The following is a 13,575-nucleotide window of genomic DNA, read 5'->3' as shown; positions in this document are numbered from 1 at the left end:
TGAGCGTGATCGGCATCGTGATCGTCGCGCATGGCGGGCTTGCCAGGGAATACTTGGCCGCTGTCGAACACGTCGTCGGCAAGCAATCTGGCATGCGTGCTATTTCGACAGATGCGGAATGCGATCGCGACAGTAAGAGTGACGAAATCTCGACCGCGGCGGACAGTGTCGACCAGGGCGACGGCGTGATCGTTGTCGTTGACATGTTCGGCGGATCGCCAGCCAATCTTTCGCTGCCTGCCTGTAGCAAGCCAGATCGGATGATCCTTTACGGGGCCAATTTGCCGATGTTGGTCAAGCTTGCGAAATCCAGACATTTGCCGATAGGCAAGGCAACGGAAAAGGCGCTTGCAGCAGGGCGAAAATATATCGACTGTATGGACGGTATACAGGGGGTATAGGGCCATGAGCACCAGCCGTGATCTGGAAATTGTCAACGTAAAGGGCCTGCACGCGCGGGCCTCGGCCAAATTCGTCGAGACAGTGGAATGTCATGATGCGACGGCGCGCGTTTCCAAGGATGGTTTGGATGCGGAAGGGGATTCGATCATGGGCTTGTTGATGCTTGCCGCGTCGCAGGGCACTTCGATCCATGTTGAAACCGCTGGCCCACAAGCCCCCGAATTGCTAGAGGCGCTGGAGGCTTTGGTTGCTGACAAGTTCGGCGAAGGCATGTAATGACCTTTTCTTTGCGTGAATGCGATAGGATGGAACGTGGTGCAGAAGGCGAACAATGAAATCGGAGAAGTGGCGCGGGACAACCTGTCCTTTGATCACTACGACCGACGCAGTCTGACCTACGCGAATTCGTTCAACAATCCGGTGCAGTCTGTCGTCATTCGCGCGGTCGAATGGGGCACTGGCAAGCTGTCTATCTTGCGAATGGTGCGCAAGCTTGAACGACGTGGCGCGCCGATGGGCCATGCCTTTTGGACCGCTTGTCTGGATGTCATGGGCATTCAGGTTCAAACGCCTGATGACCAGTTGGCCAACATCCCCAACGCGGGGCCGGTGGTTGTGGTGGCCAATCACCCGCATGGGTTGGTGGATGGGATGGTGCTGGCTGAACTCATCGGGCGACGCCGGGATGATTATCGCATCCTGACGCGATCCGTGTTGGATGGTCTGGATGCTGTTGCGTCATCCTATATGATCCCGGTGCCTTTTCCGCACGATCCAGACGCGCAACAAAAGATGGTCGATATGCGCGCTGCAACCATGGCACATCTGAAAGCTGGCGGGCTTGTAACCTTGTTTCCGTCAGGTGTGGTTGCGTCGTCAAAGACATTGATGGGGCCGGCAATTGAACGCGAATGGAATGTCTTCACCGCGCAGCTTATTCGCCGTTCCGGCGCCCGTGTCGTTCCGATCTATTTCCCGGGTGCAAATTCGCGTTGGTATCAGATTGCAAACCGACTTTCAGCAACGATGCGGCAGGCGCTTTTGCTGCATGAGATCGTGAACAGTTGCAATCGTCCGGTAAGCCCGGTTGTCGGCGAACCCCTGAATGAAGAGCAGATGGAACGTCTGCACACAGACCCACGTGGGTTTATGACATGGCTGCGCGATCACACGCTGGCGCTTGGAAAAGGCTAAGTTGCAGGCTGTCGCGAAAAGGCCCCCGATCAGGCCCTGATCTTGCGTGTTGGTCTGGATTACCGCGTCGGGACCGGCTCATCGCCACGATAATCATAAAACCCTCGTTTCGACTTGCGGCCCAGCCACCCGGCTTCGACGTATTTTGTTAAAAGCGGGCAGGGGCGATATTTGGTATCGGCCAACCCGTCATGCAAGACGTTCATGATGGCAAGACAGGTATCAAGACCAATGAAGTCAGCCAGCTCAAGCGGCCCCATCGGGTGGTTGGCCCCCAACTTCAACGAGGTGTCGATGCTCTTCACCGACCCAACGCCTTCGTAAAGCGTATAGACGGCCTCGTTGATCATCGGCATCAGGATACGATTGACGATGAAAGCGGGGAAGTCTTCAGCGCTGGCGGCAGTTTTGCCCAACCGCTCCACGACGCCAAGACAGGCGTTGAATGTGGGTTCGTCTGTTGCAATGCCGCGGATCAATTCGACCAGTTGCATCAACGGCACGGGGTTCATGAAGTGGAACCCCATGAAGCGTTCCGGGCGGTCGGTGCCGCTGGCCAGCCGCGTGATCGAGATCGACGAGGTGTTGGATGTCAGGATGGTGTCAGGCTTCAGGTGCGGCAGCAGCCCATCGAAAATCTGTTTCTTCAGCGCTTCGTTTTCAGAGGCGGCCTCGATGATCAAATCAGTCGCGCCAAGCTCTGGCAGCTTCATCGTGGTCGAGATCAAACCCATCGCTGTGTCACGTTCGGTTTGGGTAATGGCATCGCGGGACACCTGGCGATCCATGTTCTTGGCGATGCGTGCAATCGCGGCGTCCAGACTGTCTTGGCTGATGTCGTTCAGGCGCACTTCATACCCGGCCAATGCCAACACGTGTGCAATGCCGTTGCCCATTTGGCCGGCGCCCACAACCCCTACGGTCTCGATGGTCATCTTATCCCTTTCCTTGTCTGGCCTCAGACTATGCGGCGCTGCGGCACAGGCGCAAGGGTTAAGCGACCGCTAAGAGAATTACCTGCATTTGAGCATTAGCGATTTGGCAACGGGTCGGTGCGAATCTCTGTCTCGGGTGAAATATATTTGGAGTGGGTGGTATGGCTTACGAGACACTTGGGAAAGGGTCCCTTGATTACGTGCCGTGTCGATATGGCGCGTCGAAGATTTTGTTTCGAGGACCGAAAAAGAAATTGACGCAACCCTATCTGGCGATGCTGGGCGGGACTGAAACCTATGGAAAATTTGTCGAACGCCCCTATCCGGCGCTGGTCGAGCGTGATGCAGGGATTACGTCGGTAAATCTGGGCTGTCCGAACGCAGGTGTCGACGCCTTCGTCTATGATGACACCCTAATTGATGCTTGCAAGAAGGCAGAGATGACAGTGGTGCAGATCATGGGCGCACACAACATGTCGAACCGGTTCTATGCGGTTCATCCGCGCCGAAATGACAGGTTCCTGCGCGCCTCGAAGCTGTTGAAAGCAATCTATCGCGAGGTGGATTTTACGGAATTCAATTTCACGCGTCATTTGCTGAACACGTTGGAGGAGATTTCGGCTGACCGGTTTGCGATGATCCAGCAGGAATTGCGAGAAGCTTGGGTGGCGCGGATGAAAATGCTGATCTCGCGTTTGAACGGCAACGTGGTTTTGTTGTGGATGTCGGACCACGCGATTGCTGACGGTGGACGGGACGGTATTCACGGAACAGACCCGTTGTTCGTGGATCAGGACATGATCAACGAGGTAAAGCCCTTCGTGCGCGAACTGGTCGAGGTCGTCGTGGCAGAAAGCGAGATTTCGGTCGGGCGTGAAGATCTTGTCTATTCGGACATGGATGAACCCGCGACCCATCAAATGCTGGGCACGGTTGCACATCGAAAGGCAAACCGCGCATTGCAAGAGGTGCTTCAGACGGTGATTTGACGGTGACCGCGGCGGGTGCGACCGGAAAAGGGCGGTCGAGCTTTCCCAACGTTGGGCCATTTCAAATAGAAAGGCCCGCCACTCAGGCGGGCCTTTGCTTTTTCGATTTCCGTCTGATCAGAGCTTGTCGGTCAGCGCAGGCACTGCGTCGAACAGGTCGGCCACCAGACCGAAGTCGGCAACCTGGAAGATCGGTGCTTCTTCGTCTTTGTTGATCGCGACGATGATCTTGGAGTCTTTCATGCCAGCCAAGTGCTGGATCGCGCCCGAGATACCAACGGCGATGTAAAGGTCAGGGGCGACGACCTTACCGGTCTGGCCCACCTGCCAGTCGTTCGGGGCGTAGCCCGAGTCAACCGCCGCGCGCGAAGCGCCAACAGCGGCGCCCAGCTTGTCTGCCAGCTTCTCGATCAACGCGAAGTCGTCTTCGGATCCCACGCCACGACCACCGGACACGACAACGCCAGCCGACGTCAGCTCGGGCCGGTCGCTTTCGGCAACCTTGTCTTCGACCCATTCCGATAGACCGGGGTTATCAGCGGCAGACACGGTCTCAACCGAAGCCGACCCGCCTTCGCCAGCCGCATCAAAGGTCGAGGTGCGGAAGGTGATGACCTTCTTGGCATCTGACGATTTGACGGTCTGCACGGCGTTACCGGCATAGATCGGGCGTTCAAACGTGTTGGCGTCCACCACACCCGATGCGTCCGAGATCACCATAACGTCCAGAAGTGCTGCCACACGGGGCATCACGTTCTTGGCGTCGGTGGTGGCGGGCGCAACAATGTGCTCGTAATCACCTGCCAGCGACACGATCAGCGCTGCGGTTGATTCTGCCAGACGATGACCCAGCGAAGGATCTTCGGCGATCAGCACCTTCGACACACCGTCGATTTTCGCGGCAGCGTCGCCAGCAGCGGCGGCAGATGCGCCAGCGGCCAGAACCGTCACGTCACCCAGTGCTTTCGCGGCGGTGACAGCCTTGGCGGTGGCGTCCATCGCCAGTTCGCCATTGTTGACTTCTGCGAGAAGAAGAACAGCCATTATACAGCCCCCGCTTCTTTAAGTTTCTCTACCAGTTCGTCGACCGAACCCACGATGATGCCTGCGGCACGCGAAGCGGGTTCAGCGGTCGAAACGATCTCAAGGCGCGGTGTGACGTCGACGCCGTAATCGGCGGCAGTTTTTTCGTCCAGCGGCTTTTTCTTGGCCTTCATGATGTTGGGCAGCGACGCATAGCGCGGCTCGTTCAAACGAAGATCAACGGTGACGATGGTCGGCATCGAAACCTTGATGGTCTGAAGACCGCCATCCACTTCGCGGGTCACAACGGCTTTGTCGCCGTCAATGTCCAGTTCAGAGGCAAACGTGCCTTGCGACCAGCCCAGCAGGGCCGACAGCATTTGGCCGGTGGCGTTCATGTCGTTGTCGATGGCTTGCTTGCCGGCCAACACGAGGCCCGGCTGCTCTTCTTCCACAACTTTCGCCAAAATCTTGGCCACGGCCAGCGGTTCGATGTCGTTATGAACATCATCAGCCGCAACCACCAGAATGGCGCGATCCGCGCCCATCGCAAGCGCGGTGCGCAGCGTTTCCTGGCTTTGCTTTACGCCGATCGACACGACGACAATCTCGTCGGCCTTACCAGCTTCTTTCAGGCGGATGGCTTCTTCGACGGCAATCTCGTCAAAGGGGTTCATCGACATTTTTACGTTTGCAAGATCGACACCGGATCCGTCCGCTTTCACACGAACCTTCACGTTGTAGTCGATCACGCGCTTCACAGGCACAAGCACCTTCATTGGCGTGTCTCTCCCAATTAAGCCCCGGATGGGGCGGTCTCAGTTCTTCTCCCGTTTACCGGGTCGTGGGCGCTGAAAACAGCGTAAAATCGTCACGTTCTGCGCTAAGGACGCCGCGTTTTTTGGTTTTGCAGGGGATTCATTGCGAGAATGTTTCCACCCTGCGCCAATCAAGACCTTTTGCTTCGGCGTGGGAGCAGCGTGCATATTGAACGGGAATCGGCAAGGAGGGTCCGAAATGCAGACAACAACGGAACCATTAGAGGTCCTAGACGCGCCGGCGCGGACGATAGCGGGCACAGTGAAATCCTATGACATGCAATCGCGCGCGACCATTCCTGCCCAATGGCAAGCGTTCTACGATGCGGGCCCTCAGTTCGAACACGGTGTCGAAGGTGCGATGTTTGGTGTTTCGTTCGATGCCGATGCCACCGGCGCATTTCGTTATGCTGTCGGTCGCGAAGTGTCCGACCGGTCGGCAACATTGGCTTCCGGTTTAAGCTATGTTGATTTGTCAGAAGGGCGATATGCCGTGCGTCGGGCGTTTGGTCCTATGAAAGAATTGCCACAAGTCTTCGACCTTGTTTTCACCAAGGATTTGCCGGCCAAAGGGCTACAGCCACGTGAGGGCGCGTGTTTTGAACGCTACCCGGATGATCCACGCAACAGCGCGGACGCGATGGCGTATGAAATCTGGGTTCCCGTAAAGTGACGCCCTGCAAGCTGACTTAGCGGTTCGCCCCCGGCACCCAAAGCACGTCCGATTTGCCGTCGTCATTTGCGACACGCGCGGCCACGAAACACCAGTCCGACAGGCGGTTCAGGTATTTGATAGCGGCGGGGTTCACGTCTTCGACGGTTGCAAGCTCGGTCGTCAGCCGTTCGGCGCGGCGGCTTACGGTGCGTGTTAGATGCAGATAGGCGGCCAGCGCGGACCCGCCGGGCAGGATGAAGCTGCGCAGGGGCTCCAACGCTTTGTTCATCGCGTCGATTTCCGCCTCAAGCCGGTCAACCTGAGCGTCATTCACCCGAAGCGGCGGGTATTCGGCCTCGTCATCCTTGTCCCTATGCGGGCGGCACAGGTCAGCGCCCAGATCGAACAGGTCGTTCTGGATGCGGGCCAAGGCCGCGTCGATGTCACCTTCGGCATGCAGTCTGGCCAGCCCGATCGTGGCATTGGTTTCGTCCACGGTGCCATAGGCATCAACGCGGGCCGAATGCTTCGCAACGCGCGACCCATCGCCCAGTGCTGTTTCGCCCTTGTCGCCGGTGCGCGTGTAAATCTTGTTCAGGACAACCATCAGCCGTTTCCTCCTCGTATCCAAACGAACAGCAGGATCAGCGCGATCGCGACGGCTTGCGCATATATCCGATACCGCATGAACCGGTTCGAGTGCTTGCGCGACGTCTCTCCGCCGATGCCGAACGTGCCGATGCCCATCAATAGAATGATGGCAACGCTGCCAACCGCAACTACGACTAGGGCAAATAGCGGATCGTCGAACATGCTGTTTCCTTGGGTCAGTATCTCGTGTTTCAGATAGCCCCGAAACCGCAAGATTGCGAGGGGTAATCCGTCGCGCCTAGCCGTTGGGCGTAAACCGGTCGAGGATACGGGTCGACAAAAGGCGGCGCGCAATCCCGGCGATGCGGGTGGCCGTCGTGACATAATAACGTGGCTTTGGGTTGCGGCTTTCCAGCGCGTGGACCAGCTTGTCGGTTACGGCAGATGGCGGCAATTCGAACGTGTCGGGTGTGCCGCTGTCGTCGTAAAGGCGTTCGCGCAGTTTGTGGTAAAGCCCAGCGCGGGCGCTGTTTTCCCAGTCGATCCAGCGTTCAAACTGTGGGATCGCGTTCTCGCGGATGCGCGTGGTGATCGGGCCGGGTTCGATCAGGATGACCTTGATGTCCATGCCCCGCATTTCAAGCCGCAATGTATCCGTTAGCCCCTCTAGCGCGAATTTTGTGGCGACATAGGCGCCGCGCCATGGAAGCGCTGCGAAGCCCAGCACGGACGAGTTGTTGATGATCCGGCCGTGACCTTGGGCGCGCATGACAGGCAGCGCAAGTCGTGTCAGGTGGTGATAGCCAAACAGGTTGGTCTCGAAGATGTGACGCAGCGCGTCTGTCGGCAGATCTTCCACGGCGCCTGGAATGGCGAAAGCGCCATTGTTGAACAGCGCGTCGAGCGTGCCGCCTGTGCGGTTCAGCACTTCGGCCATGGCGGCGTCCATGCTTTGCTCGTCGGCGTGATCCAGTCGGAAGCTTTCCAGCCCTTCGGACCGCAGACGTTCGCAATCCGCCTCTTGCCGGCAGGTTGCAAACACGCGCCATCCGCGTTTGGCCAATGTATGGGCCGCATCATAACCGATGCCGGACGAACAACCGGTGATCAGGATTGATTGAGGAGATTTGGGCATATTTGTTCCTGTTTGTCGCGCAGAGGCACTTAGGCGGCAGTCAAAGAAGGGGTCAATGTAAAAGCGACGCGCCCCGCAAAAAGGACGCGCCGCTCAGGTGCACTCGGTTGAATGTCGTGTATTGCTATGGCTCGTTCAGAGTTGAGTTTTCAGAAATTTCGATGCCATGAAGCCCCGGTCGCCGGTTGCAACAACCTTGATCTGGCTCCAACCACTTCCTGCAGGGCCCATATCAATGACCTCGGTGCCGCGTGACAGGCGTGCAACGACGCCGTGCTGAGTGGATGGTCCCGACCGCATGTTCACCGAACTGCCGCTCACAAAAACGGATTGCAAGGATGACGGGCTTGGTGCGATCGCGGGCGATGCAGGTTGGGGCGTTCCAACCCAACTTGCCATGAGCCGGGCTGCCTCTTCCGCCAGTTCGGCTGGTGTTTGCGCTGGCGCGGTGTTTTCCAACGCAACAGGGCTTGCCGCAAAGGCGGCCTGCGGGGCGTCCGCGATTGCCGCATTGGCTGTCGCGATCACCTCACCCTTGGCAGTTTCGGGCGAAGCAAGCATGCCAGCATCCTGAACTGCGGCAGAAACGGGCTGAATCGTTTCCTGCGCGATGGTCGGTTCGCGCCCAATTCGGTCTGCAGGCAGGCCGCTGTCTCGGCCAAAGTGCAGCATCGCAACGCCCAAGGCACCTGCTGCAAACAGTGTTGTCTTTATAAGACCCATAATATTCCCCCCTACTCAAACAACATCTACACAAGAACTTTTTTATCTATCGCGGGGAATGTAATATAAGTTTCCCCGCAGCCGCTTTACGCGAGTCTCCCTCAAAGATACACAGCTTCCATGAATAATGTAACTGAAAACCCCGACAGGCAGGGATCGGACATCGCCGAACCGCTGCGCCGCGCCATTGGCGACCGCTATCTGACTTATGCATTGTCAACGATCATGCACAGGGCCTTGCCTGACGCGCGTGACGGGTTGAAGCCAGTGCACCGGCGGATCCTTTACGCGATGTCGAGGTTGAAACTGGCATCAGGCGGCAAGTTCCTGAAATCGGCCAAGATTTCTGGCGACACGATGGGGGATTTCCACCCTCATGGCGATGCCGCAATCTATGATGCGATGGCGCGTTTGGCGCAGGATTTCGCGGTGCGTTATCCGCTTGTCGACGGGCAAGGTAACTTCGGAAATATCGACGGCGACAACCCCGCCGCCAGCCGATACACCGAGGCCCGGATGACCTTCGTCGCCGAGGCCATGTTGAACGGTCTTGACGAAAACGCCGTTGACTATCGCGACAATTATGATGGTCGCCTGACGGAACCGGTGGTTTTGCCAGCCGAGTTTCCAAACCTGTTGGCCAACGGCTCGTCGGGCATTGCGGTTGGCATGGCCACCAATATTCCGCCGCACAATATCGCAGAGCTGATTGACGCTTGTCTGCATCTGATCAAGGTGCCGGACGCCCGTGACGACACCCTTTTGAACTATGTGCCGGGCCCGGATTTCCCCACCGGTGGCATTATCGTCGAACCGCGCGAAAACATCGCGCAAGCCTATCGCACCGGGCGTGGATCGTTCCGGCTACGCTGTAAGTGGGAGATTGAGGATCTGGGGCGCGGTCAATGGCACATCGTCGTGACCGAGATCCCGTATCAGGTTCAGAAATCCAAGCTGATCGAGAAGATTGCCGAGGTGATCCAGACCAAGAAGGTTCCGATTCTTGGCGACATTCGTGACGAAAGCGCCGATGACGTTCGGATCGTGCTGGAACCGAAATCCAAGAATGTGGATGCCGAGCTTCTGATGAACCTGATGTTCCGCAACTCGGACCTTGAAACACGGTTCAGTCTGAACATGAACGTGCTGATCGACGGTGTGACGCCGAAGGTTTGCTCGATGAAGGAGGTGCTGCGCGCCTTCCTTGATCACCGCCGCGACGTGCTGTTGCGCCGCTCGACCCACCGGATGGAAAAGATCGACCACCGGCTTGAGGTGTTGGAAGGCTTCATTGTCGCCTTCCTGAACCTCGACCGCGTGATCGACATCATCCGTTATGATGATGACCCCAAAGCGGCCTTGATGCGCGAGGATTGGGCGCGCGATCACGTCCGCGCCATGAACGAAACGGATTATGTCAGCCCCGCGCCGGGCGAAGGTGAGTTGTCCGAGCTTCAGGCCGACGCGATCCTGAACATGCGCCTGCGCAGCTTGCGGCGCCTTGAGGAAATCGAGCTGGTGCGCGAGCGTGACAAGTTGATGGAAGAGCGTGCAGGTCTTGAGGATCTTCTGGACAGTGGCGACCTGCAATGGGCCCGGATCGCAGAGCAGTTGAAGGAAACCAAAAAGCTTTTCGGCAAGGATTACGAGGGCGGTGCACGACGCACGCAATTCGCCGAAGCGGGCGAAGTCGAAGATGTGCCGCTGGAGGCGATGATCGAGAAGGAACCGATCACCGTTGTCTGCTCGCAAATGGGTTGGATTCGTGCCATGTCGGGGCATATCGACCTGACGCGCGAGTTGAAGTTCCGCGACGGTGATGCCCCCCGCTTCGTGTTCCATGCGGAAACCACCGACAAGCTGCTGGTCTTCGATTCGAACGGCAAATTCTTCACGCTGTCGGCGGCAAACCTGCCGGGCGGGCGGGGCATGGGCGAACCTTTGCGTCTGATGGTTGATCTGCCGAACGAGGCAGAGATCGTCGATCTGTTCATTCACCAGCCGGGGCGACGACTGCTTGTTGCCTCGACCGAAGGGAACGGGTTTATCGTCAACGAAGATGATGTTCTGGCGCAGACCAAGAATGGTAAGCAGGTGCTGAATGTGGGCGACGCCCGCGCCAAGATATGCAAACCGGTCGAAGGGGATCATGTCGCGATCGTATCCGAGAACCGCAAGCTGCTTGTTTTCCCGGTGACTGAGATTAACGAAATGACACGCGGCAAGGGTGTGCGGCTTCAGAAATACCACAGCGCACGCGGCAAGCAGGGTGTGCTTGAACTGGACGGTGGGTTGTCAGACCTCAAGACCTTTGACTGGGAGGTTGGCCTGTCCTGGCCCGCCACGGGCGACCGCACCCGGACCGAGGCGGATATGTCGCCGTGGCTGGGCAAGCGGGCAGGTGTTGGCAAAGCCCCTCCGCACGGCTTTCCGCGTGACAACAAGTTCGAGTGATCAATGCCCCCTGCCGTCCTGACCATCAGCTATTCCGGGGGCAAGGGGCCGATGCTTTGGCTGGCGCTGAAAACCGGGGTTTTGACGGTTCTGACGTTGGGGTTTTATCGCTTCTGGGCGAAAACACGACTGCGCCGATATTACTGGAGCGCCATCCGTCCCGGCGGCATCCCCTTGGAATATGTTGGCGACCCGCTTGAGAAACTGTTGGGGTTTTTGGTCGCTGTCGTGTTCATGGCGTTCTATATCGGCATCGTGAACCTGCTTTTGATGTATTTCAGCTTCGCGCTGTTGCAGGGCAGTGTGGCGGCCTACTTTCTCAGCTTCGTTGGGCTCGCACCGATCATCTTTTTCGCGCAGTATCGCGGGCGACGCTACATCCTTGCGCGCACGCGCTGGCGCGGGATCAGGTTCGGGCTTGATCCTGGCGCCTGGGGGTTTTCATGGCGGTCCATCGTGCATTGGCTGCTTGCACTTGTGACGCTTGGGCTGACTTGGCCTTTGACGACCCTTTGGTTGGAGAAATACAAAGCTGGGCGCACCTACTATGGGGATCAACGGTTCGTGCAGGGGGGGCGACGCGGTTTGCTGTTCGGGGCGATGAAGCACGTCTACTACCCCGTGCTTTTGTCCGGTGTCGGTGGCGCAATGGCGGCGTTTTCTGAGAACCCTGCTTGGTTTGCCCTGTTTGTCCTGACCACCCCCTGGCTGATCTACGGTCTTGCCTATTGGCGGGCGGAAAGCTTCAAGCGGATGACCGAAGCGAAAGAGCTTGGCGTGATCCGTTTCCAGTCGTCTCCAAAGCCGTGGACCATCATTGGCATCTATGCGCTGGGCTGGTTTTTGATGAATTTGGTGATCAGCGGGTTCTTTCTGGTGCTGCTGGGCGGTTTGTTTTTGCTGCACGGTAATTTCGGGATCGACGGCGCGGACCTTGATCAACTTGAAGACATGCTTGTGACAAGTGTGCCCGTTCTGGTGCTCGCTTATTTCGGTCTGTTTTTGGGATATCGCGCGATGGCGCATGCGTGGATCACGCTACCGCTTGCTGCCCATTTCGCCGAAGCAACCCGCATCGTGAACGCCGCCGATTTGCATCTGATTGCACAGCGCGACCGGGACGAGTTCGCCGAGGCTGAAGGGTTTGCCGAGGCGCTGGATGTCGGGGCTGCGATATGACCGACCGGGTGGCGCAACAAACTGGGTTTGCAGATTTCGTGCATGGCGAACGCGCGTTTGTGTCGCGGGTGCATCTTCAGCCCCAATCTGCGGGTTTGATGATCGAGATGCCGGATGGCAGCGCGCTGCTTTGGCCGTGGGCTGAAGTGCGACGCCTTCCCGACCAGGCGGACCCTTCAAACTTGGTGCTTGGCCGATCTGACAACAAACTCGCGCGCCTATATTTGCGCGATGCCGCCCTGATCGCCGAGGTGCAGGCACATGCGTCGCAACTCAAGAAGCGGGACAACATGGTTCCGCTGTCAAAGCTCCTGGTCTGGGCCGGCGGGGCGGTCGCCTCGGTCGTTACGATCATTTTCGTTCTTGTGCCGTTGATGGCGGCCCAACTGGCAGAGATCCTGCCGCCGGAGGGCGAAAAAGCCTTGGGCGACGCCACGTTCGAACAGATTCGCACGGCGCTGGACGAAACAGGTTTTACCGGCACGCCGATTTGCGACGACCCTGCAGGCAATGCGGCGATGCAAGCGATGTATCAGCGGCTAAACCCAGCGTCTGACCTGCCGTATGGCGTGCAGATCCATGTGCTTGATCATGACATGGTGAATGCCTTCGCCTTACCGGGCGGACGCATCGTGTTCTTTCGTGGTTTGATTGATCAAGCCGAAACTGCCGAAGAAGTTGCCGCGGTTCTGGCTCATGAAATCGGACATGTCGTGCACCGAGATCCAACCCGCGATGCGCTTAGGTCCGCCGGGTCGCTTGGCGTTTTGGGGCTACTGTTTGGCGACTTTGCCGGGGGCACAATTACCCTGTTTCTGGCCAACCAACTGGTGAATGCGTCCTACAGCCAAGCCGCGGAAGCTACCGCCGACGCCTATGCGCATGCTTTGCTGGACAAAGCTGATATCTCGCCTTCGTCACTGGGCACCATGTTTGAACGTTTGCGGGCCGAATATGGCGACGCAGAAGGTATCATTGCGCATTTCATGTCACACCCGCAGATGGGTGCGCGGATCGCAGCTTCGCAGGCCGCTGTTAGCACGACACGCGACTATGGCTCTATCCTGTCGGGGTTGGAATGGGCGGCGTTGCAAGCCGTTTGCACCCCTGAAACAGGTGCAGCCACGCAGCCTGACGACGCGATCAAGAAAAGCTGGCCGTAGAAGCCGCTCGCAGCTTGATTGCGCAGGCGACACCCCAAACTTTGCCCAGCTTTTGGAGTTGATGCGAAAACAATACGCATTCCAGTCGCCAAAGGTGAGGGAAGTCTTGATTTTCCCTGCGCGACCGAGTAGTCAGCGCGCGATATGAATCCGGGTTCGGCGGAACCCCACCAGACACAAGGCTTATGGCACATGGCTAAGGAAAAGTTTGAACGCTCCAAACCGCACGTCAACATTGGCACGATTGGCCACGTTGACCACGGCAAAACGACGCTGACCGCTGCGATCACCAAGTATTTCGGTGACTTCCAGGC

16 protein-coding genes are annotated in these 13,575 nt (G+C 57.9%); 9 read left to right on the top strand and 7 right to left on the bottom strand.

What is annotated here, in order from left to right:
• The first annotated feature begins 5 nt into the window (after positions 1-5).
• The 3 genes from ACXYMP_RS00080 to ACXYMP_RS00070 are packed head-to-tail and all read left to right on the top strand — an operon-like array spanning position 6 to position 1,596.
• Entirely contained in the window at positions 6-401 is a 396-nt protein-coding gene (locus ACXYMP_RS00080) for a PTS sugar transporter subunit IIA (protein WP_298570869.1), read from the top strand.
• A gap of 4 nt (positions 402-405) precedes the next feature.
• Positions 406-678, top strand: coding sequence for an HPr family phosphocarrier protein (locus tag ACXYMP_RS00075; protein ID WP_298570822.1), 273 nt, complete (start codon positions 406-408; stop codon positions 676-678).
• Positions 679-717: 39 nt separating this feature from the next.
• On the top strand, positions 718-1,596 hold the full coding sequence (locus tag ACXYMP_RS00070; RefSeq protein WP_298570824.1) for a lysophospholipid acyltransferase family protein: 879 nt from the start codon (positions 718-720) through the stop codon (positions 1,594-1,596).
• Positions 1,597-1,655: 59 nt separating this feature from the next.
• On the opposite strand, the gene ACXYMP_RS00065 is transcribed toward ACXYMP_RS00070, so the two are convergent.
• Positions 1,656-2,531, bottom strand: coding sequence for a 3-hydroxybutyryl-CoA dehydrogenase (locus tag ACXYMP_RS00065; protein WP_298570826.1), 876 nt, complete (start codon positions 2,529-2,531; stop codon positions 1,656-1,658).
• A 161-nt stretch (positions 2,532-2,692) separates the two neighbouring features.
• Between ACXYMP_RS00065 and ACXYMP_RS00060 the strand changes: the two genes are divergently transcribed.
• Positions 2,693-3,520 (top strand): DUF6473 family protein, encoded by an 828-nt coding sequence (locus ACXYMP_RS00060; protein WP_298570827.1) that lies wholly within the window; start codon positions 2,693-2,695, stop codon positions 3,518-3,520.
• A 117-nt stretch (positions 3,521-3,637) separates the two neighbouring features.
• On the opposite strand, the gene ACXYMP_RS00055 is transcribed toward ACXYMP_RS00060, so the two are convergent.
• Entirely contained in the window at positions 3,638-4,564 is a 927-nt protein-coding gene (locus ACXYMP_RS00055; RefSeq protein ID WP_298570829.1) for an electron transfer flavoprotein subunit alpha/FixB family protein, read from the bottom strand.
• Positions 4,564-5,322 (bottom strand): electron transfer flavoprotein subunit beta/FixA family protein, encoded by a 759-nt coding sequence (locus ACXYMP_RS00050; protein ID WP_298570831.1) that lies wholly within the window; start codon positions 5,320-5,322, stop codon positions 4,564-4,566. Before ACXYMP_RS00050 ends, ACXYMP_RS00055 begins: the two co-directional genes overlap by 1 nt.
• A gap of 238 nt (positions 5,323-5,560) precedes the next feature.
• Between ACXYMP_RS00050 and ACXYMP_RS00045 the strand changes: the two genes are divergently transcribed.
• Positions 5,561-6,034 (top strand): GyrI-like domain-containing protein, encoded by a 474-nt coding sequence (locus tag ACXYMP_RS00045; RefSeq protein WP_298570833.1) that lies wholly within the window; start codon positions 5,561-5,563, stop codon positions 6,032-6,034.
• 16 nt (positions 6,035-6,050) lie between these two features.
• Here the strand turns inward: ACXYMP_RS00045 and ACXYMP_RS00040 are convergent, their stop codons facing one another.
• The 4 genes from ACXYMP_RS00040 to ACXYMP_RS00025 all read right to left on the bottom strand — a co-directional run bounded on the left by ACXYMP_RS00040 (position 6,051) and on the right by ACXYMP_RS00025 (position 8,465).
• Entirely contained in the window at positions 6,051-6,623 is a 573-nt protein-coding gene (locus ACXYMP_RS00040; protein WP_458903553.1) for a cob(I)yrinic acid a,c-diamide adenosyltransferase, read from the bottom strand.
• A complete protein-coding gene (locus ACXYMP_RS00035; RefSeq protein WP_298570836.1) occupies positions 6,623-6,829 on the bottom strand; it encodes a twin transmembrane helix small protein in 207 nt (68 codons plus the stop codon). Before ACXYMP_RS00035 ends, ACXYMP_RS00040 begins: the two co-directional genes overlap by 1 nt.
• Positions 6,830-6,905: 76 nt before the next feature.
• On the bottom strand, positions 6,906-7,742 hold the full coding sequence (locus ACXYMP_RS00030; protein ID WP_298570838.1) for an SDR family NAD(P)-dependent oxidoreductase: 837 nt from the start codon (positions 7,740-7,742) through the stop codon (positions 6,906-6,908).
• Between the two features lie 135 nt (positions 7,743-7,877).
• A complete protein-coding gene (locus ACXYMP_RS00025) occupies positions 7,878-8,465 on the bottom strand; it encodes an SH3 domain-containing protein (protein WP_298570839.1) in 588 nt (195 codons plus the stop codon).
• A 120-nt stretch (positions 8,466-8,585) separates the two neighbouring features.
• On the opposite strand from ACXYMP_RS00025, the gene parC reads away from it, so the two are divergent.
• The 4 genes from parC to ACXYMP_RS00005 form a co-directional block, all read left to right on the top strand.
• Positions 8,586-10,919 carry a DNA topoisomerase IV subunit A gene (gene parC, locus ACXYMP_RS00020; RefSeq protein WP_298570841.1) on the top strand — a complete coding sequence of 778 codons (2,334 nt, stop codon included), beginning with the start codon at positions 8,586-8,588 and terminating at the stop codon, positions 10,917-10,919.
• A 3-nt stretch (positions 10,920-10,922) separates the two neighbouring features.
• Positions 10,923-12,098, top strand: a complete 1,176-nt coding sequence (locus ACXYMP_RS00015) for a DUF898 family protein (protein WP_458903549.1) — start codon at positions 10,923-10,925, stop codon at positions 12,096-12,098.
• Positions 12,095-13,261, top strand: coding sequence for a M48 family metallopeptidase (locus tag ACXYMP_RS00010; protein WP_458903547.1), 1,167 nt, complete (start codon positions 12,095-12,097; stop codon positions 13,259-13,261). The genes ACXYMP_RS00015 and ACXYMP_RS00010 overlap by 4 nt, the downstream gene beginning before the upstream one ends.
• Positions 13,262-13,453: 192 nt before the next feature.
• Positions 13,454-13,575, top strand: a 122-nt coding sequence (locus ACXYMP_RS00005; protein ID WP_246534559.1) for a GTP-binding protein, incomplete at its 3' end; no start/stop codon positions are given.

This window comes from Aliiroseovarius sp. CAU 1755 (assembly GCF_054482655.1).
Note: the sequence above shows the minus strand (reverse complement) of the source record. Positions and strands in the feature narration are given on the sequence as shown.